Here is a 19,963-nt window from a genome sequence, read left to right on the forward strand (position 1 = left end):
CCCTCGATCATAGAGTAACTTAGGTGCTTAGGCATAAATGAAATATGAATGAAACTGAAAGCATAAAGCGCACGCCATTACATTTTGGGATTACCCTTATAATCTCAATCTCAATATGTTTATTTAACTTTGCGTTCATAATTGATCAGTTTTCCCGATGGAGTGACCATATTCGAGGATTACAAAATGGCTTGTTTCACACAATATTTCACAGTATTGGCTGGTGCATTTATTTTTTACCCTGGAGTTTGCTGATATACGGGATCTATAAGTGGAGAAAACTGCAAAAATATAGAACACATTGGATTGTGAGTCCTTCTATTCTACCCCTAATTTTTGTTCTATGGTCTTTATTCACTAATCCCCCTACTCCCCACAAACGCTTCAAGTCATTGACCAAAGTTGATTTACCCCAAGACCTAAAAAACCTTAATCACCATTTTAGTGGTGGTGGAATCGCTGATTACTTTGATACATATTATTTTGAGACATCGCCTGAAAAGATTGATAAACTTATATTACAACTTCAGGTCACACTCGATGAGCATTATGAAGGAAAACTTTCCCATTCAATAGTCCCAGTCCTCAAAGGTTCACCAAACTACAAAGAATGGTCAGATGCCATGCAATATAAGAACAATGAAGGCACTTGGTTTTATTCTCTCATCACCAACAATAACAAGACACAAGTCTATGTAGTGGTGGGATGTATATGAAATCATCAACAAGGCTAATTATACTTTTGGCAAATAAATAAAATCAAAAAATTCATTAAATGAAAAATAAAATAAGCATATTGAATCTCCTACTCTTCATCACTTCAACGAGTATTCTGGCGTGGAACTATTCCATATATACTCAAATCGATCCAATAGCTGAAGAGGCTCGACATACATTTCAAAAAATCAGTGATTACCACGAATATCAAGCATCATTACAAGAATCAGGGATGAACCAACAAGAGTTAAATGATTTTTTGATAAAATATGGCAATGGTTCCCTCCAAAAAAGGTTAGAAGAAGTTAATCACGCAATTGAAGAAGAAAGATTAATGTCTAACCTCATAATTCTTAGCGTTCTCAAAAACGCCACTGATGAACAGAAGCTTGCCGATTTAATGATTAAATACACAAAGTTCATTGAAGCGTATTATGAAGATTTATCGGATAAACAAACGATTACAGACAAGCAAAAAAAGTTCCTCGAAAAATATACGAAATATAAAAACGACAACGCCTAATCATAGCTTAGGCAACAATAATAATGAACCCTGAGCAAATCATCCATATTCTTTTTGGAATATTTTTCTTAATTGTAGGAATTATAATCATCAAAGAAAACAAATTTAGATTTATTTTTTTTGGGAAAGAAACTTTAGTAAAAAAGTCAGACAAACCAGTCTTTTTCTGGGTATTCTTTCTCGTTACTTTATCTGTAGGGATCACTTTTTTAAAAAGTGGAATCACATAATAATTAATAGAAACGCAGGCTCAATTTAAGCGTTCTAAAGGAATAAAAAATGAAACTATTATTACTCATTCTGACTGCCATATGTTCACTGCACACACATGCCTATGAGGAGATGATTTCTAAAAAAGAAGCCGAAAAACTCATAGAGGACTTAGCTGAAAAATTACAATTAAAGTTTGATATAAATCAACAATACATGGGGCATGCAAACAAAAATTTTTCTGCTATCCGAGTGCTAGAATTACTAAGGTCATCACAACACTCAAACGATCCACACATATCACAAGCAATTGCAACTTTAGAATTAAACTTAAATAGTCACCTGGTAACATTTATTGCATACATAGACTCTAAAAAAGATCCAAATTCTCATAAGTTAATCATGGGAGCTTTAAAGAAAGCAGTTAAATATAGAACTAAATATCCCTATACATATGAACACAAAGTGCTGAATTCGGGTAGTAAGTGCAACACCTCTGTTAGTTGCTAGTACAGAAGCTATTGAGTGAAACAAGACTCAAATGTACTCTGTATTAGTGACCAAACCAAAAACAGAGGAGACAAGAAATATGTCCTATAAACATCTGAGTCTTGAAGAAAGACATTACCTTGAGTTGGAACAAAAGGCAGGTACATCCATCAATAAAATAGCAAAAAAGCTATGTCGTCACGTGAGTACTCTCTCACGGGAACTTAAACGTAACACAGGTAAACGTGGTTATCGTAACAGGCAGGCTAATGAATTAGCTCAAAAGCGACTAAAAGAAAAGCCAAAATCCATCAAATTAACAGTTGAGGTTAAAATTTATATCGATGAACATCTTACGAAGGATTGGAGTCCAGAACAAATCGTTGGGCGATTAAAAGATGATATGTCAATATCACTTCATCATGAAACAGTTTACCAATATATTCTCAAAGACAAAAAATCGGGTGGTGAACTATATAAGTTGCTTCGACATCAAGGTAAGCCTTACCGTAAACGTTATGGTAATCAACACAGTAGAAATGGCATTCCCAACAGGATTGATATAGATCAGCGACCTGAAGCTGCAAACAAAAGAGAACGAGTTGGTGACTGGGAGCTTGATACAATCATCGGAAAAGCTCATAAAGGGGCAATAGTAACAATGGATGATCGTAAGTCAAAAGTACGGTTAGCACTGCCTGTTTCTCAGAAAAAGGCTTCCTTAGTTAGTGAAGCCATCATTAATTTGTTGACACCTATTAAAGAACAAGTTCACACTCTCACCTTTGATAACGGGAAGGAGTTTGCTAAACATGAGAGTATTTCTGAAAAGTTGGAATGTAAAAGCTATTTTGCAAAACCATATCATTCATGGGAGCGAGGACAGAACGAAAATGCAAATGGCTTACTACGTCAATACTTTCCCAAGTACATGACTCTTGATAAAGTTAATGTTTCAGAAGTTGAAATTGCTGTCGACAAGCTTAATAATAGGCCTAGAAAATGCTTAAAATTTAAAACACCTTATGAAGTATTTCAGAAATTAACTGGAATTGATTTAACAAAAACAAAGGGTGTTGCACTTATGAGTTGAATTCAAGCGAGTCTAAATTTTCACTTAAAGAATTTATCAGTAATCTTTACTGGAAATGGAAATATTCTTAATAAAACATAATTAGGAGCTTACATGAGTAAGAGTATTGAAAACACTGGCCAATGTCTTTGTGGTGCGGTTAAAATTCACGCAAAATCAATGAGTAATGATGTGGGCGCCTGTCATTGCGAGATGTGCAGAAAATGGGCCGGCGCACCCTACTTAGGAGTGGACTGCAAGGATTCCGTAAAATTCGACGGCACGGAAAATATCAAAATTTTTAATTCTTCCGAATGGGCGGAGCGCGGTTTTTGCTCAGAATGCAGCACTCACCTTTTCTATCACCTAAAGAAAAACGATCAGTTTATCGTGCCCATAGGTCTCTTTGATAATCAAATGGAACTCAATTTTGACCACGAAATTTTCATTGATTCAAAGCCGGATTATTACTCCTTCAAAAACGAGACTCACAAAATGACTGGTGCTGAAGTCTTTGCCATGTTTAGTGAAGAGTAAGCTTAGGGTTGAAATATAAATTGAAAGGCCAGGATCCATTTAAACCTCCCGAAACACTACAGGATGATTTTGTGCAAGACGAATACAAAGTCACGTTATTCGATAAAGCTTTATCAATCCTTATGTGTCTCATGGCTGGAATTGTTGCCTCTGGCATTTCCTATTCATTCTGTTTTCTTGGTCTTAATAATCCTCTAGCAACTCTACTTGGTCTTTCAAAAGAAATCGTAAACAATATTCTTTTTTGTCTTCACCTTTTATTGGCATTCTATGTCATCCCAAGAGTGCTCTACAAATACGCTATGAAAGCTTCCACTACTAAATGAAAGTATTGTATTAAGGTAACTCAACTTAAATAACGATATTATATATAGAGCCATGTGTTTAAAAAAAGCGCCTCGCAAATGCGAGGCGCTTTTTGTTAAACAACTATTGGTGTCTCGTCTGTGAGCAGAGTGTTATTTATTATATTTCTTTTTATGGCCATCTGATTTAGTTTTATGAAGCTTGTTTTTGAGTTCATAGTACTCATCCCAAGAAATGTCATCCCATTTGCCTTCGTCAGCTAATTTAGCCGCATTTTTTTTGATGGCCGCTAAGCGAAAATAAATCTTTGAACGTTCGGCTTCCCCCTTCTCAAGGCTTTTCTTCGCTTTCACCTCATATTCTACGCCAGCTTTACGGAAATCATCTCCGGCATTTCCTTTTTTACCTTCTGCCATCAGCATGCTACTTAAAGTTAAAATCAATATCATCAATAATTTTTTCATGTCATCACCCTTTTAGTTCTTTCAAATCCTAGTCATTTTAACTAGCTCTTACTTACTTAATCTTAAGCATAATTGAAAAGCTTTCACGAAAAAAGAGTTTTTTATCTTTTTTTTGGTATTTCTCGTTTTTTCAAAGCTCAACAACACCCTCTTTCATTTAAACACTTTCGTCTAATAAGATTTTAAGGCTACATAAAAAGCTCCCCCCATATCCTCCAAAACAACCATAAGCCCCCTAAAAAGCACGAAATACGTAAATTAGATCAGTTAACCATTTGTTAATTTTATTTCATGCAGTAATAGGAGAACGCAAAATCAAAAAACTGAGGCATACCGATAAGAGCCCGGCATCGACCGGCGTAAGGTTTTTATGAGATGATAAATAAGCACTTCTGACTTATTTGATTTTTTTGTCGGTGAGCCTTTACACTAAAGGTATCTATTATGGATAAATTCACCGCCCTGGGCCTCGAGCCCTGGATTACTCAATGTCTTGAAGCTAAAGGTTTCAAAGAGCCATCCCCTATTCAAGAGCAAGCGATTCCCGTTTTACTCTCTCAGGATCACGACATTATTGGCCAAGCCCAAACTGGTACAGGTAAAACTGCTGCATTTGGTCTTCCTATCGTACAAAAAATTGAACCCGGACTCAAAAAGCCACAAGCGCTTATCCTTTGCCCAACTCGCGAACTCGCGATTCAGGTTAACGAAGAAATTAAAAGTTTTTGTAAAGGTCGCGGTATTACAACTGTTACACTTTACGGTGGCGCTCCGATCATGGATCAAAAACGTGCCCTTAAGAAAGGTGTTGATTTAGTTGTCGCTACTCCTGGTCGCTGTATTCACTTTATTGAAGACGGTAAACTTGAGCTCGATAGTCTCGAGTACCTAGTACTTGACGAAGCTGACGAAATGCTCAACATGGGTTTTGTCGAAGACGTTGAAAAAGTTCTCAAAGCTTCACCAGATGACCGCACAGTTCTCATGTTCTCTGCGACTATGCCTCCAAGACTCAAAAAGATTGCTGAGTCCTACATGCACAACAGCATCACGATTAAAGCTAAATCCGAAACAATGACAATGGAAACTATTGATCAAGTTGTTTACGAAGCTTACCCAGAGAATAAATTCGCTGCACTTTGTCGTATCATGGATCTCGAAAAAGATTTCTACGGTATCATTTTCTGCCGTACTAAAGTTGAAGTAGAAAAAGTTTCTGCGGGTCTCGCAAACGAAGGTTACGCTGCTGACTACATCCACGGTGACGTAGCTCAGGAAAGCCGTGAACGCCTTCTTAAGCGTTTCCGTAACCGCAACATCTCTTTACTCATTGCAACTGACGTTGCAGCTCGTGGTATCGACGTAACTGATCTTTCTCACATTGTAAACTTCTCTCTTCCTGAGCAATTCGAATCTTACGTTCACAGAATTGGTCGTACAGGTCGTGCTGGTAAGACAGGTACCGCTATCACTTTGATCACGCCTAAAGAGCGTAGTAAAATGAGCTTCATCGAAAAGAAAACTGGTGCTAAAACTGAGCGTCGCAAACTTCCTTTCGGCGAAGAAATGATTAAACTCAGAATCCAAAAGCTCAGCAAAGAACTCGCTCACTTCCAAGAGAACAATGCGGAACTCGAAGAACTTGCACCCATTAAAGAAGTGGCGGCTCAACTCTTAGAAGATAACTCTCCTGTTGATATCATCACGGCTCTTCTCTCGAAGATCTTTGGTACTAAGCTCGACGCGAGTAACTACCCTGACATTAACTGTTCTGCTGCTAAGAAAAAGTCGCGTGACTCACGTAACTTTAAAGGCAACACTGCTTCAGGTGATAGTAAATCACTTTTCTTTGCCAAGGGCAAACGCGATGGCATGATGCCTAAGAAAGTTATCAGCTTTATTAGTGGTAAAAGTAAAGTAGCACCACGTGGAATCGACAATCTCAAAGTTTTTGATAAGTTCTCTTTATTCACGACTAATGCCAATGATGCCGAGCGCATTATTCGCTCTTGTAACCGTAAAGGCATGAGCCCGATCGTTCGTTACGACCGCGACTAATTCCCCGACCCCATCAAATCAAAAGGCTGAATGACTTGTTCATTCAGGTTTTTTTGTATTTAGTCGAATTCAGTAACTTCTATAATTATCTTGATCTTATCGAGCGACGAAGACTAAGAACACAAAGCAATGATATTATATGGCCATAAGGCACATCATAAAGGAGAGGCTCTTGCCCACTCTATTAAGGCTTCAAGCCTCCAATTAGCTGTGCGGCAACACTTAACTTATTTCTTTCTTGCGGAGCAAACTCGTGAGCAAGTGCACAAAGATATAAAGAGCCGATGAAATCAAAACAATGCACGGCCCTGTTGGAATATCCCAGGAAATACTACAAACAAAGCCGAGCGTCACCGATAACAAGCAAATCAGCGAAGCCCAGACCATACAATGCCATAAGCGCTTGCTTAAGAGCGCCGCCGTCACTGCAGGCAAAGTCATCAGTGCAATCACTAAAACAATGCCCACAATAATGGTCATCGCAATCACTGATAGAGAGATAATGGTGAGTAAAAGATAATAATAAAAAGCTGAATTCACACCACGTAGACGCGCGTATTCTTCATCAAAACAGACCATCTTGAGTTTATTGTAAAAAAGGACACCGCAGAACAGCACCACGGCATTTACCCACAAAATCACCGTCACATCCTCTTTACTCACAAACATTATATCACCAAAAAAAATCGCCGTGGTCGAGAGCGTTTTTACACTCTCTGCCATATGGATAAGAATTAAACCCAAGGCCATACTCACCACCATCGTCGATGAAATAACCGAATCGCCTTTCTCTTCATTGCGAAGCGTGCAAAAGCCTATAAACAAAGCCATTAAAACAGTGAAAAATGCCCCTCCAACAAAAGGGTGCATCAAGAGGCCAGTCTTTTCCTGTATGAAATAGGTCAAGCCAATGCCAGCTATTGCGCTATGGCCAATGGCTGTGGCAACGTAGGACAATTTACGAACGTAGACATATGAACCCACTACCCCAAAGGACAAACTCCCCACAAGTCCCGCTAAAAAGGGCCAGAAGAGAAAACCTCCAGGGAGCAATTCTTTAAAGAGTTCGATCATTTGCCACCTCTATAGTAGTTCATCAATTTATCGGCATGGATTTCTTGGGGTGATAAATCTTGTAAACTGCGGTTCACAACGAAAGCGCGGTCGATATCACCAGTAATAAAAGAGATATCGTGAGAAACTGTCAATACGGTGGCTTGCCCCTTGAGCTTGCTGATGAGTTCGCGAAAATCTTCTGCCGAGCCCGGGTCCACATTTGCCGTAGGTTCATCTAGGAGCAATAACGCGGGGTGTGAAGCAATCGCACGAGCAATGAGCACGCGCTGGCGTTGCCCACCAGACAAACTATTAAACTGCTGCTTACCTAAGTCTCCAATACGCATAAAATCCATAGCTTCCTGCGCCTGATCATGGCAGGCTTTTTTGTGACGGCTAAAGATTGAATGTAAGTGACACCCCATCAGCACCACCTCTTTCACAGTAATTGGAAAGTTGTTATTGAGTTTTACATGCTGAGGTACATAACCAATTTGATCACAAGTATGGTGCGCTGCCGTTCCAAAAATCTTTACACTACCAGAAGCCGGGCGTAAAAAGCCAAGTAGCAATTTGAGTAGAGTTGTTTTGCCTCCCCCATTGGGGCCAATAACACAAATATTCTCTCCGTGCTTAACTTCTAAACTAAGATCTTGAAGGATGTTTTTTTCACCATAAGAAAAAAACATATCTTTGATCTCAATGACCGGCCCCTCAAGGTCGTGACAATGATGCTGATGATTTTCGTGATTATGGTCGTGACATGAATGCATTCTATAAGGCTTCAACAGCCACCTTAAGCAAATCTACTATGTCTTCTTGTAAGGGATTAATTTTGACAATTTTTGCACCAGTTCGCGAGGAAATCATCTTGGCTGGACGGTCATTAAACTGCGCTTGCATAAAAATAACTTTCACTTTGTCTTTTTTTGCCTTATTGATAATCGTTAACAACTGTCTAGGAGTTGGTGCCTTTTCGTTTACTTGTATATAAACCTCATTCAAGTTATGCTCTTTTGCAAGATAGTAAAAGACTCCATGGTAAGAATAAAACATTGGCTGAGTAATTTCTGCTCTTTTCTCTTTAATAAACTTTTCACATGCCTCAACAGACTTGAGATAGGCCTCTAAGTTTTTTTCCACATCTGCTTTGGCTGCATTATTTTTTTTGATAATATTTTCGGCCACTGCTTTTGCCGCAACTTTCAAAAATTTTGTATGAAGCCACAAATGCTCATTTTCTTGTTCAAAACTTGCACCTAAATTCACCGTATCTGTTCTAAACTTGAGAAGTTTTTTCTCAAAGTCCATTGTCCCCACCACCATCAATAAGTCAGCTTTTTTAACTTGACTCATTTGACCTGGGCTCAAACTAAAAACATGAGGATCAACAAGTTCACCCATTACACTATTAACATTAACCCATTTTCCACCAATGCTTTTCACTAAGCCCTTTAATGGAGGGATAGATACTTGCACCTGAACTTCTTTGGCACTTAGGAGCCCCATACTTAGAACCATAAGCGTACATAAAAAATATTTCATCTTTTTCCTTACTGATAATTTATTATCAGTAAATTAAATGTCTCTGAATAAAAAGCAATAATTATAATTTATATTAAGCAAGAATAAGCTTGAGTTCAGAAATCAATTTTATAATTTATTGCATTTTTACCATATTTGGCGACAGTTTGTCAAATTTGGCTTCGTATCCACTATACACAAGGGTGTCAAATACTACAAAAGAGGAAAAAATGTTCGCTACCTTATTAACCATACAGATTTTAGCCTTTCTATTTATTATAGGCGATTTAGCTCGAGGTTTCAAATAGAAGATTCTAACTACAAATGGTAGACGCCCACAGAGTTCTGATGTTACATAATTGTAATTAATGTAAATTTTATATAATTTTCGTAATTTTGCTATTGCTTTTTATCAACTCTCCCCTCATCTTAATACATGGCCATTCCGGCCTTTTGAGCACCATGTTAAAAACAGGAGTTGTATCATGGAAATCATTGTAGCAAGCCGTCATTTCAAAGTGCAAAAAGATGTAAAAACACAGATCGTCGAAGAAATGAAAAAGTTCGATACTTGTGCGAGTAAACTCACTACCGCTGAAGTTATTTTAAATAACATTCATCACAATATTCACGTGGAGATTATCATCCGAGGCAAGCACCTCAATTGTAAATCCGAAGCTGAAACCGATGATCTACTCAAGTCCTTCTACCTAGCTTTTAAAAAAATGCGAAATCAACTCGATAAAAGGCGAACGAAAGTTAAGAATCACCGCGCCAAGCACATTGGGGATCTCGAACTTTGGCAAATCAATAAAAAACAACGCGCCTCGTAAAGACATAGACTCATAAACTAAATAGTGCTCGGCTATACGTCGAGCATTTTTTATTTCAAACGTGATACAAAAGTATCTTTCCAACTTGCGGAAAGCGCAGAATAATGAGCCAGTTTCTCTAAAGCTGCAAAATTGTTTTTATCGCGATAAAGAATTTCATTACAGTACGCCACTGAAAACTTTCCGCGCTCCACGAGCTCGAGTTCTTGACCAAATTGAATCTTTCCGCTCTTCAAGACACGAAAATAAAAACCCGTCTTTCCACTGACTTCCACTTGTTTGGTACGATCTTTGATTTTCCAACGACGCGCCAACTTCCAGCAAGGTTGACGAGGTTGCGAGACTTGCACCAAGACTTCCTCACCTATTTTATAGATATCTCCCACATTGACATCTGCTTCTGTACAGTCCGATAAGGTGAGGTTTTCTCCAAAAGCACCGCATTCAAAATCACCTAGCTGTGGTTTCCAAAAATCGCGATAATCCTCACTATAAACACAGACGGCTTTATCACTACCACCATGATTGCGTCGATCCGCTTGATCATCATTTAAAAAGCCCTCATAGGCTAAATGAACTGGCCCCTTCACTGGAACTTTAAAAAAGCCTGTCGCCCATTCTTTATCCCACCATTCACCACTACCCGTATCAGCAATGGTTCTAATTTCGCTTACTTGAAGACTTTTAATTTTGGTCATTTTTTCGTGCTTCTTCACTTAAATAAATATTGACTCGATTTCTGGCATTTAAAATAACACCTTTTTCATCACATGAAATTAATTGATCTTCTAAAGAATAATAAAACGACCCTCCATTAATAATATTTTGGGGGACCTCATTCATAAACTCAGGGACAAGCGAAGATAATTCTTTTGGGTATTCACCATATTTGAAAGAATACAGCTTCAAAGCTTTTTTTATTTTGAGCATTTCAAAACGCGCATGAGATAAATAAATCTTACTGTATGGATAATCTATATTTGATATAAATAATTGATGTAAGCTAGCTCCAATTTTATTTCGAAAGGTTTTTTCAGCCATTAATTCAAATGCTCTTTGATTCATCTTGCTAGTGGACTCCACAAACTCTTCATAGCTTGATTTATTTTCAAAGGTTGTAATGAACTCTTTAAAGTAAGTCGCCGTTTGATTAGTCGTACGATTTGGATGATAAAAGTATGGCTGGAGAATAGGATGAAACATGTAGTCTAATTCTTCAAAATCAGAGTACAGTTCTGACTTTTCTCCTTTATTTATATCCCTATAAGTTCGTGACAAAATAGAAAATTCTTGCCGGGCAAGATTTATCAAACTTTCTTGAGTATGCATAGATAATCCGACTAAATCCATACGAACTAAATCTTGATTCATGCACGTGTCTACTAATCTTGATATATAATCCATAACTATTTGTTCTTTCCCAATCACCGAAATAAGTTCTAAGGTGGATTTAGCCTCAACTTTCATAAAATGTAAGAATTTTAGAACTTCTATATAATATTCAAACTTTTTGATATCCGAATCTTGAGAACCAATCCAAAACAAATAAAAGTCCATTTGTTCTATAAAATTCACGATATTTATATTCATGTCAAAACAATGCCTTGAATGGCGCGATTTATACACTTTACCTTTAATGAGTTCTCGAAGTATATATAAACTATTTTCGTGTTTTCCAAAAACTGCATTTAGCTTATTATTATTTACGATTCAGTCATTTGTCCGGTAAGTATCGCTAGATACTAAAAAAGTGTAGTGTCCCCTTATAAATTGTTCTACCAAAAAGCAAAAAATAAGGAGCACTACACCATGAGTATACAAATAGCGAACTCTCAAGAAAATCAAAGTCGTCGCTTATCTTTAAAAACAATGAACCAGCAAATGAGTCACTTGGCGGTTCATGGAGCGGGCCTAAGTCCCTGGGAAGCCAAAGAACTGGTTCGCATGATAGATGAGGTCTATTTTTCCTATAGCCAAAAGGAACTTAAAGAAGGTCAACTCAAGTACAACTGCGTCTCGACCAAGGAAGGTGCAGGTAAGGCACTCAAAGACTGTGAAATGATAAGCGTCACTCTAAGTGTATTCAGTGATTTTGACGAAGAAGAGTTGCCCAATAGAAAAAATAAACAACGGCAAGTTGTTCGCCGTCAGCGTAGGTTAATACGTTTGAGCGAAGAGGCTCGCGATCAAGGAGGTCTATTAAGCCAGGAGGATTTGGCCAAGCTGTTGATGTGCGATACAAAAACGATCCGACGTGATATCAAACACTTACAAGAGGAAGGTATTGTCATTCCGACGCGTGGCCAACAAAAAGATATTGGTCCTGGAGTTACACACCGTGAATTGGTCATTCGTCATTGGGTGGAAGGCAAAGAAGAAGTTGAAGTTGCGAGTGCTACAAAACATTCGATGGGCGCCGTTGAGAGTTACCTTCAAAAGTTTAAAGTTGCGGTTTACTTACGGGTAGGGAAGAGCTTCACTGACCATGAAATCGCGGTAGTTGCAGGAATCTCACAACGCGGCGTGAAGACATTCCTTAAGATTTACGACGAGTTTAAGAATAAAGATATGTTCAAACATCGTCTGGATGAAATCCTGCTTACAGGAGATGAATACTATAAGGAAGTTGGCGAAAAAAAAGACTCACTACTGTCGAATCTATCAAATCCCGTATGGAGCAGAGCATGAAGACGCATATTTCAGCGAATGAAGCAACTTACGGACCACAACAATATAAAACTTTTGCTGGAGCTTTAACAGCTTTTTTCTCAGAGGAGTGTCCGCAACTGGGAGGAATGAGGACTCGGCAAGTTTTGAGCTCAACTATTATCTCTATGGTCAATAAATTCTATCCCGAAACTTCTCATTTAAAACAGGGTCAGACGCCATGGGTGACCACTGACAAAAATGCGACTAAATCATACGGAAAAAAGATCAATCAAACACCTTTAGTGAGTGTTATCCTAGATTTAGTACGAGCAGAAGATATTCAAGAGCGCAAAGACGGTAAGAAGCTCAGAGACATAAAAAAGGAAGCTGTTGCAAGGATGCTCAAACAAAGTTATAAGCAAGGTGGCTGTATGACCTCGGTTGAATTAGCCATTCTTTTAAAGATCTCTCCACCAACTGTGGGTAAGTATATTAAAGAATGGGAACTGGAACACAATGAGGTCTTACCTCGAAGAGGTTCAATACATGATATGGGGCCAACTCTCACGCACAAAAAAATTATAATTGAAAAACTTTTCATAAAGAAACTCAGCGTTCAACAAGTAAGTCGTGAGACTTATCATTCATTCCAGGCTATCCAGCGTTATATCAGCAAATTTAAACAGGTTCTTATCTGTTATAAGAAGGGCATGAATATCAATGAGATCGCCAAAGTTATTGGAAATACACCCCGGTTAATCAAAGAATATGAAGCTATCATCTTGGAGTACAAAGACCGAGGGTTTGTTTTAGAGCAAATCATCAATACGGACGCAAAGGTGGACTCACAATACGAAACCATCGTCAATGACTTGAACTCTCAGAAAAACTAAATATCTGTACGTAAGGGGACAAATACACCTCACGGACAAATGACCTTATTTACAGACTCCCCTTCATTAAATTTATCGACTAAGTCGTACTCTTCAGCACTAAATGTTATTTCTACACCAGTGAACACATTTACCATTTCAGAGGTATTAGGTTCTTCATACTCAACAAGTAAAACACTCAAATCTTCTAGTTCTACATCTCGAGAGCCGATGAAGTACTCTACTCCAACGCTTACAATAAGTAAGCACAGAAAGGCTGAAAATATCTTAAAACACTTTTTCATATTACTGTATGAACCCCTCTCATAATAGTTTTACCCTCTCGAAAAAATTGAATGCTAAAATATATTTAACTTAATGAATAAACAAGGGCCTTAGCGTGAAAGATAAAAAGAGAAAAATCATCCATGTGGATATGGATTGTTTTTTTGCCGCTGTTGAAGTGCGCGACCAGCCCGAACTCAAAGGCAAAGCCGTTGCGGTTGGTGGAGCAGCAAAACGACGCGGGGTTATTGCGGCTGCAAATTATGAAGCTCGTAACTTTGGTGTGCACTCGGCGCTCTCTACCGCCATTGCCTTACGACGTTGCCCTGAGCTTATCATTGTTCGTCCTAACATGAGTAAATATAAAGAAGTGAGTACTGAAGTTTTTAAAATCTTTCGCAAGTACACTCACTTGGTCGAAGCCATTTCCCTGGATGAAGCTTTTTTAGATGTGAGTGAATGCCCTCTGCATCACGGTAGTGGTACGCTGATTGCCGAGGCCATAAAAAAAGACATCTATGCTAAAACGGGACTCCGCGCATCTGCGGGAATTGCCCCCAATAAATATTTAGCTAAAATTGCTTCTGATTGGATGAAGCCTGATGGAATCTACACGATCCCACCGGAAAATATCGAAAAATTTGTACAACAATTACCCGTTAAAAAAATCTGGGGTGTAGGCAAGGAAACTCTTCGCGAACTGCGCAAATTTGGTCTAGAAACTTGTGCAGACTTACAAAAAATCTCTGTGAAAAATCTTGCCAAACTCATTGGAACGAATCGAGCCGAAGAACTCCTTGAACTGGCAAAAGGGATTGATAATCGCGAAGTCAAAGCCAATCGTGAACGCAAATCCTACACGAGGGAAAGAACCTTTGATAGCGACTTGAGTCATGGCGAATGTTCTGATGCACTGAAAGTTATTTTTGACGAATGCAAAAAGAAACTCAAGGCTTACCTCGAAGAAAAACCTCAGTATAAAATCAAAACCTCAGTACTCAAAGTGAAATTTGCCGATTTCACTTCTACCACAGTTGAATGCGGTGATTTGAATTTTGAATGGTCAGTTATCGAGAGCCTCTTAACGAAGGCCCTTGAGCGTAACCAATTACGCGTTCGCTTGATGGGCTGTGGCGTTAAATTTACCAAACACGACAGCGCCCAACCCGACTTATTTTAATTGTGTTTATCCACCACTACATCAGTCACTGGGAATGAACAACAAGCTAAGCGACGGCCCTCTGCCAATTCTTCATCAGTAAAAAAGTCTTCATTGACATGGCGAACTTCGCCTTCTTTCAACTGTACTTCACAGGAACCACAAATTCCCGATTTACAGGAGTGGCGTACACGAACTTTTTGACTATGCAAGAAATCGAGTAAACTCTGTTCTTTAGTATACTCATAATCTACACCCTTGTAATTAATATTGACTTTCCCAGAGAAACCGGAGTTCACTGGAGCTGCAACTAAAAAGAGTTCTTTGTGGAAATTGGATTTAGAGACCTTATTCGCCAGTGCGAGTTCTTCTAAATTCTTCATCATCGCATCGGGTCCACAAGTGTAAAATTCTGCTCGCTTAAAGATCACGCCTGTATCCTCGAGCAATTCTTTATTGACGCGACCGCGTTGACCTTGCCATTCTGGATCCTGATCACCACTGATAATGGGAACGTAAATCAAATTGGGGTGCGCAGCTGCTAAATCGAGTAGTTCCTGATGAAAAACTAAATCTTCTAAATGACGCGATGCGTAAAAGAAAAGGAGCTTGCGAGTATCTTTAATGGACAAGGCATATTTGAGCATAGATAAAACAGGAGTCACACCAATACCGCCTGCCACAAAAACACTCGTAAGCGCTGCTTGCTGTAAAGTAAACTTCCCTTCTGGTTCATCACAAAGGAGTTCATCACCGACTTTCACTTGCGTGTGCATCCAAGTTGAACCCAAACCACCCTCAATGAGTTTTACGGAAATTTCGTAAGAACCTGAATTAGTGGGGGAACTACTCAATGAATAAGGACGTAATACATCACCCTCTTCTCCTGTGTGTACAGTTAAATACTGACCCGCAAAATATTTTTTGTATTCTTCTAGTGGCTCTAGACAGAAAGTTTTAATTGTCGGGCAGTGTTCGATGATTTCACTCACTCTTAAACGCATGATGTTTCCTTAATTTTAAACTCTTAAATTTTCTTCTTCATAAATTCTTCCTTTTTGTGCTCTTTTCAACCTCCAAAAAAGCACTAAGTAGAAATCAATTTAAGCTCTACTTGAATTGACTTTATCCGAGCTCAATCTAAAATAAGCTTTCACTAAGTTAGGCATCCTCGGGGAACACAGAAGTTAATGGTCAATAAAGAAGATAAAGAAGCGGCGAAAAAAGTATTTCGCACCGTGAAAGGTTTGGTGAAAAACTTCTTTTCCAATGATGTCCGTTCGAATCAAGCCACTTCACCAAGTTCAAGCAAAGCACAAGAAGCCCTTGCGGAAGTCGCAAACTCAACTGAAGACACTGGCGAGAAACAAGAAAACAAGCCGTCTGAATCAGTTGCTCAAAAAAAACTGCCTTCTTATAGTGAACTCATTCAAAACTACAGAGACCGCCAAGAAAACTATGCACAGCACAGTGATCAAGCTCAAGTGGTCATCTCGCACTACCGTCAACTGATGCTCGAAAAACCTCAGCTTATGGCGCCTGACCCGACGATAAGCCTCGAGACTGTGACAAATGAAGTTATTGAAGAAACACCAGTCGACATTGAAGTCGCTACTGAAGAAAGCCTTGACGAAGAAGTTCTCGTTAATGAACACCTCAGCAAACGCGAGAGCGATAGCCTGAATTACAAAGTCCCCGACCTTTCGTGCTTCATTAATTCAGAAGATTATGTCCATACGCCCGAAGAGTGGAAGCAAGGAACAATGGAGACCATTCAGGACACTTTAGATAGCTTCCGTATTGACGCAGTGGTTCAACAACTCACTTGCGGACCTCGCATCGCGCGCATTGATGTTCGCCCAGCACCAGGCGTGAAAGTTTCTGATATCGCTCGCCTCAATAACAACTTCGCCATGGAACTTCATTCCCCCTCTATAAGAATTCTCGCGCCTGTTCCCGGCCAACCTTATGTGGGTCTCGAAATCCCTTCTCCCAATCCTAACCCTGTGGCGATTCGCGATTTATTTACTACTTCTACTTGGACACAATCAAACGCAGCTTTACCCCTCGTTTTAGGGAGAAATACTTCTGGCGAAGCGATCATACTTGACCTTGCCCGTGCGCCACATTTGCTGATAGCTGGCTCCACAGGCAGTGGTAAATCGGTCTGCATCAATACCATACTCGCTTCTTTACTCAGTAAATTTTCTCCTGCTGAACTGGAGTTAATCTTAGTCGACCCCAAGGTCGTTGAACTCAGCGTCTACGGAACGGTGCCCCATCTACTCATGCCCGTCGTTAACGACCCTAAAAAAGTTCCCGCTATCTTGCAATGGGTAATTGACGAAATGAAACGTCGCTACGCTGTCCTCGCCAGTGTGGGGTCACGTAATATCGCAGCCTTCAATTCTCGCAAAATCAAAGAAGATGAAGACCCAAACACTCCCCAGCGTTACCCCTACATGGTTATTGTAATCGATGAACTCGCTGACATCATGATGAATGCTGGCAACGAAACCGAAACCTACTTAGCACAAATTGCCCAGCTCTCTCGTGCCGTTGGTATCCATACGATCATTGCCACGCAGCGTCCGAGTGTTGATGTCCTCACGGGTATTATCAAAGCGAACTATCCAACGAGAATCGCCTTCAAAGTAAGCTCTCAGATTGATTCACGAGTTATCCTCGATACGAAAGGTGCAGAATCCTTATTAGGCCAAGGCGACATGCTCTTCCGAGCTCCGGGTGGAGCTACAAGTGAACGCTTACAGGGTGCCTTAGTTCGAGACGAAGAAATTGAAGACTTAGTTAAGGAATGTTCCTCAGTCATCCAAGCCGACTTTGATAATGAACTTGCTCAGTTGCTCATGCGTCAAGCTCCAAAAGAAAAGGAGGGAACTCTTGAACCTCTTGAGATCGATGAAGATGATTCTCTGCTGCAACAAGCCATCGAAATCATTCGCCACGATCGCAAATCATCCATTTCCTACATTCAACGACGCTTACGCATTGGCTATAATCGGGCCGCAAGCATTGTCGAAGAACTTGAGTCTCGTGGCATCCTGGGTCCTCAAAAGCCTGGTGGCAAACGTGAAATCTTTTTGGATTAATTGACTTATGCCTATTGATATCACAGCAGAGAAACTGATTAAAGAAATTAAGGACGACCTTCAGGGCACACTTGATTCTCTTAAAGATGATTACATCCCAACGCGCATCCTACAGGATGCCTTTTACGACCACAATTGTCCTGAATTTGAATTCTTTTTAGCTTCCTTTGAAGATGCACCTTCGGCATTAATTGAAAAACTTTGTCAAAAAGAACTACAAGAAAACGCTGCCATTGCTCTCGCCTCTCATTCACGTTTGCCCGTTTCTGCCATGGTGAAAATTGCTCAAGAGAGTGAACTCAATAGTCAGAAAATTGCGCTCGCCGCAAACCCCGCAATTTCCCCTCAGGCAGCCAATGCTCTCGCTAAAGATACTTGCCCTAGTGTGCGGGCTACTTTAGCAGCCAACAAAGAAACTCCTTTACGGATTCGAGAATTTTTACACTACGACGAAACAGCTTTAGTAAGACTTGCAGGTCTACAACGTTTTACCGATGAAGATGCCCTCAAAAGAGCTTGCTTTGACTTAGATGTTCAAGTTAAAATAAAGGCTATCTTAACGGGTCGTTACGATGATGAATTCCTAGCTGTACTCGCACATTCTAATGATCATATCATACAAAGCACCTTACTTGAAAGAAAGAATTTAAGCCCACAAATTTTGCGCCCCATGCTTTTTAGTCCCTACCTTGACGTGGCCAAGTGCTGCCTTGAACTCATGGAATTAGATTCTGCCGATCAAGCGGGGATACTCAGTTTTCACCCTCTCTTAATTGAGCAAATGCTAAAAACTCAAAAACTCTGCCCTCAAGTACTCGACGAATTTATTCACGGTGCCGAAAACGAGTCTTTAGAACTTTTGCTAGAAACGCAAAACCTGGAATTAGAAACTCTGCTTAAACTTGCTGAAAATGCCAAAGCGAGTCTCGCCAAAAAACTCATTGAAATATCGGACAACAACGCCGACATCATCCGTACACTTTCACGTGGCAACAAAGAAATTTTATATACCCTAGCGCTCTACGCCGAACTAACGCCACAACAAGTAGCGAACCTCTTTTCGGATAGTGACCGCTTACTCATTTTTATTTTAGCAAAACGCGGCTTTCAATGCCCCGATTTACCCGGACTCATTGCTCAAGACTTGATCGATGACCCCATTCCGAGCATTCGCGATTTTGCCTCGAGTTCCAAAGAACTCAGCCCCCATTCAACAACAACACAGGAGAATAACCATGGCTAAAAAAGCCCTCAGTTTCATTGACCTCGTCACTGGCGCCGACACCGACACACTGCGCGCCGCCTTAGAAGCCCGTAGTAAAATAGATGAATTACTCGTCTTACGCCACGAAGCTTACAGAAAAATTGCCGAACTCGAAGAACAAGTCAACAATGTCGTTGGCGATGAAGGAACCTTCGAATTTGATGCCCCTGAGTCTGATGTGGCTTTCGGTGGAAAATCCCCCAAGAAAAAAGCCCCCGCTAAAGCCAAGGCTACAGACACTGCTGCTTCAAAAGAGGAAGAAGAAATTCCAACTGAAGAGCTCGAATACGTCTCCGAAGATAGTGAAGAGAATCCTGATACAGAAGATAAAGCTAAGTAAAAATAAGTCGTAACTATTTATGAATCCCACTAACCACATAAAAGTCCAAGAATTGCTGCTCCAAAGGCAGGAACTCTTTGCGTCTATTTATGCTGCAGAAAGTGAGATAGCTGCTTTGACGGAAGGTAAACTTAAGATCCCTCCTGTTCCTGTTGATTTACCTTCCTCTAAAAAAGCACCCCCGAAGAAAAAAGCCTCTGCTAAAAAAGCTAAGGCAAAAACCCCCGCACTCCCTCACCGACAAGCCTTCTACTTAATCAAGAGTGGAGAAACTCGCGAGGAAATCTACGAGAGTCGCACCCTGCTTCTCGCTCGGCTCAAGCTCCAAGAAATCCCCATCAGTAGTGCTCATACAGCACATTATGTGAAAGGCGAAATTGAAATCCTTGACGATTTCTCTCCTTCCTAGAATTTTTTTAGTATTGATTTCAATCACTCGAATGTGTAAACTAAGTCAAATCAATGAGTGCTTGTATGAATCAAATTAAATAGTGC

Annotated in this window: 24 protein-coding genes; 16 read left to right on the forward strand and 8 right to left on the reverse strand. The window is 39.8% G+C overall.

Annotated elements, in window-relative coordinates; genetic code table 11:
* Positions 1-308 precede the first annotated feature (308 nt).
* From LNTAR_RS27110 to LNTAR_RS06275, 7 genes are all read left to right on the forward strand, one after another.
* Positions 309-716: a hypothetical protein gene (locus LNTAR_RS27110; RefSeq protein WP_007277815.1), complete on the forward strand. Its 408-nt coding sequence runs from the start codon at positions 309-311 to the stop codon at positions 714-716.
* An 80-nt stretch (positions 717-796) separates the two neighbouring features.
* A complete protein-coding gene (locus LNTAR_RS06250; RefSeq protein ID WP_162026359.1) occupies positions 797-1,240 on the forward strand; it encodes a hypothetical protein in 444 nt (147 codons plus the stop codon).
* Between the two features lie 23 nt (positions 1,241-1,263).
* Positions 1,264-1,470 carry a hypothetical protein gene (locus tag LNTAR_RS06255; protein WP_007277817.1) on the forward strand — a complete coding sequence of 69 codons (207 nt, stop codon included), beginning with the start codon at positions 1,264-1,266 and terminating at the stop codon, positions 1,468-1,470.
* A gap of 49 nt (positions 1,471-1,519) precedes the next feature.
* A complete protein-coding gene (locus LNTAR_RS06260; protein ID WP_007277818.1) occupies positions 1,520-1,960 on the forward strand; it encodes a hypothetical protein in 441 nt (146 codons plus the stop codon).
* 79 nt (positions 1,961-2,039) lie between these two features.
* Positions 2,040-3,032 (forward strand): IS30 family transposase, encoded by a 993-nt coding sequence (locus LNTAR_RS06265; RefSeq protein ID WP_007277819.1) that lies wholly within the window; start codon positions 2,040-2,042, stop codon positions 3,030-3,032.
* A gap of 93 nt (positions 3,033-3,125) precedes the next feature.
* Complete coding sequence (locus LNTAR_RS06270) at positions 3,126-3,548, forward strand: GFA family protein (protein WP_007277820.1); 423 nt, start codon at positions 3,126-3,128, stop codon at positions 3,546-3,548.
* Between the two features lie 8 nt (positions 3,549-3,556).
* On the forward strand, positions 3,557-3,874 hold the full coding sequence (locus tag LNTAR_RS06275) for a hypothetical protein (protein ID WP_007277821.1): 318 nt from the start codon (positions 3,557-3,559) through the stop codon (positions 3,872-3,874).
* Between the two features lie 132 nt (positions 3,875-4,006).
* Here LNTAR_RS06275 and LNTAR_RS06280 read toward each other — a convergent pair whose 3' ends face one another.
* Entirely contained in the window at positions 4,007-4,318 is a 312-nt protein-coding gene (locus LNTAR_RS06280) for a hypothetical protein (RefSeq protein ID WP_007277822.1), read from the reverse strand.
* A 444-nt stretch (positions 4,319-4,762) separates the two neighbouring features.
* On the opposite strand from LNTAR_RS06280, the gene LNTAR_RS06285 reads away from it, so the two are divergent.
* On the forward strand, positions 4,763-6,376 hold the full coding sequence (locus LNTAR_RS06285; protein ID WP_007277823.1) for a DEAD/DEAH box helicase: 1,614 nt from the start codon (positions 4,763-4,765) through the stop codon (positions 6,374-6,376).
* A gap of 222 nt (positions 6,377-6,598) precedes the next feature.
* Here the strand turns inward: LNTAR_RS06285 and LNTAR_RS06290 are convergent, their stop codons facing one another.
* From LNTAR_RS06290 to LNTAR_RS06300, 3 genes are read right to left on the reverse strand one after another with little or no spacing between them, the layout of a single operon-like run.
* Positions 6,599-7,450: a metal ABC transporter permease gene (locus LNTAR_RS06290; protein WP_007277824.1), complete on the reverse strand. Its 852-nt coding sequence runs from the start codon at positions 7,448-7,450 to the stop codon at positions 6,599-6,601.
* On the reverse strand, positions 7,447-8,220 hold the full coding sequence (locus LNTAR_RS06295) for a metal ABC transporter ATP-binding protein (protein WP_157473316.1): 774 nt from the start codon (positions 8,218-8,220) through the stop codon (positions 7,447-7,449). Before LNTAR_RS06295 ends, LNTAR_RS06290 begins: the two co-directional genes overlap by 4 nt.
* Positions 8,207-8,977, reverse strand: a complete 771-nt coding sequence (locus LNTAR_RS06300; protein ID WP_040914367.1) for a metal ABC transporter solute-binding protein, Zn/Mn family — start codon at positions 8,975-8,977, stop codon at positions 8,207-8,209. The genes LNTAR_RS06295 and LNTAR_RS06300 overlap by 14 nt, the downstream gene beginning before the upstream one ends.
* Positions 8,978-9,441: 464 nt before the next feature.
* Between LNTAR_RS06300 and LNTAR_RS06305 the strand changes: the two genes are divergently transcribed.
* Complete coding sequence (locus tag LNTAR_RS06305) at positions 9,442-9,789, forward strand: HPF/RaiA family ribosome-associated protein (protein ID WP_007277828.1); 348 nt, start codon at positions 9,442-9,444, stop codon at positions 9,787-9,789.
* Between the two features lie 50 nt (positions 9,790-9,839).
* Here LNTAR_RS06305 and LNTAR_RS06310 read toward each other — a convergent pair whose 3' ends face one another.
* On the reverse strand, positions 9,840-10,487 hold the full coding sequence (locus tag LNTAR_RS06310; RefSeq protein ID WP_007277829.1) for an MOSC domain-containing protein: 648 nt from the start codon (positions 10,485-10,487) through the stop codon (positions 9,840-9,842).
* Positions 10,474-11,379: a hypothetical protein gene (locus LNTAR_RS06315; protein ID WP_007277830.1), complete on the reverse strand. Its 906-nt coding sequence runs from the start codon at positions 11,377-11,379 to the stop codon at positions 10,474-10,476. Before LNTAR_RS06315 ends, LNTAR_RS06310 begins: the two co-directional genes overlap by 14 nt.
* Positions 11,380-11,598: 219 nt before the next feature.
* Between LNTAR_RS06315 and LNTAR_RS06320 the strand changes: the two genes are divergently transcribed.
* Complete coding sequence (locus LNTAR_RS06320) at positions 11,599-12,477, forward strand: DUF1670 domain-containing protein (protein WP_007277561.1); 879 nt, start codon at positions 11,599-11,601, stop codon at positions 12,475-12,477.
* Positions 12,474-13,331, forward strand: coding sequence for a DUF1670 domain-containing protein (locus LNTAR_RS06325; RefSeq protein ID WP_007277560.1), 858 nt, complete (start codon positions 12,474-12,476; stop codon positions 13,329-13,331). The genes LNTAR_RS06320 and LNTAR_RS06325 overlap by 4 nt, the downstream gene beginning before the upstream one ends.
* Before the next feature lie 29 nt (positions 13,332-13,360).
* Here the strand turns inward: LNTAR_RS06325 and LNTAR_RS06330 are convergent, their stop codons facing one another.
* A complete protein-coding gene (locus LNTAR_RS06330; RefSeq protein WP_007277831.1) occupies positions 13,361-13,615 on the reverse strand; it encodes a hypothetical protein in 255 nt (84 codons plus the stop codon).
* Between the two features lie 95 nt (positions 13,616-13,710).
* On the opposite strand from LNTAR_RS06330, the gene dinB reads away from it, so the two are divergent.
* Positions 13,711-14,775, forward strand: coding sequence for a DNA polymerase IV (dinB, locus tag LNTAR_RS06335; RefSeq protein ID WP_007277832.1), 1,065 nt, complete (start codon positions 13,711-13,713; stop codon positions 14,773-14,775).
* On the opposite strand, the gene LNTAR_RS06340 is transcribed toward dinB, so the two are convergent.
* Positions 14,772-15,758: an FAD-binding oxidoreductase gene (locus LNTAR_RS06340; RefSeq protein ID WP_007277833.1), complete on the reverse strand. Its 987-nt coding sequence runs from the start codon at positions 15,756-15,758 to the stop codon at positions 14,772-14,774. The genes dinB and LNTAR_RS06340 overlap by 4 nt on opposite strands.
* Positions 15,759-15,944: 186 nt before the next feature.
* Here LNTAR_RS06340 and LNTAR_RS06345 point away from each other — a divergent pair, with 186 nt between their 5' ends.
* The 4 genes from LNTAR_RS06345 to LNTAR_RS06360 are packed head-to-tail and all read left to right on the forward strand — an operon-like array spanning position 15,945 to position 19,877.
* On the forward strand, positions 15,945-17,864 hold the full coding sequence (locus LNTAR_RS06345) for a DNA translocase FtsK (protein ID WP_007277834.1): 1,920 nt from the start codon (positions 15,945-15,947) through the stop codon (positions 17,862-17,864).
* A gap of 7 nt (positions 17,865-17,871) precedes the next feature.
* Positions 17,872-19,107 carry a hypothetical protein gene (locus LNTAR_RS06350; RefSeq protein WP_007277835.1) on the forward strand — a complete coding sequence of 412 codons (1,236 nt, stop codon included), beginning with the start codon at positions 17,872-17,874 and terminating at the stop codon, positions 19,105-19,107.
* The gene (locus tag LNTAR_RS06355; RefSeq protein WP_007277836.1) at positions 19,100-19,468 is read left to right on the forward strand and encodes a P-loop NTPase family protein; all 369 of its coding nucleotides are present in this window, start codon (positions 19,100-19,102) and stop codon (positions 19,466-19,468) included. Before LNTAR_RS06350 ends, LNTAR_RS06355 begins: the two co-directional genes overlap by 8 nt.
* Before the next feature lie 19 nt (positions 19,469-19,487).
* Positions 19,488-19,877, forward strand: coding sequence for a hypothetical protein (locus LNTAR_RS06360; protein WP_007277837.1), 390 nt, complete (start codon positions 19,488-19,490; stop codon positions 19,875-19,877).
* Positions 19,878-19,963 lie beyond the last annotated feature (86 nt).

Origin of the sequence: Lentisphaera araneosa HTCC2155, assembly GCF_000170755.1 — a bacterium.
Taxonomy (GTDB): Bacteria; Verrucomicrobiota; Lentisphaeria; order Lentisphaerales; family Lentisphaeraceae; genus Lentisphaera; species Lentisphaera araneosa.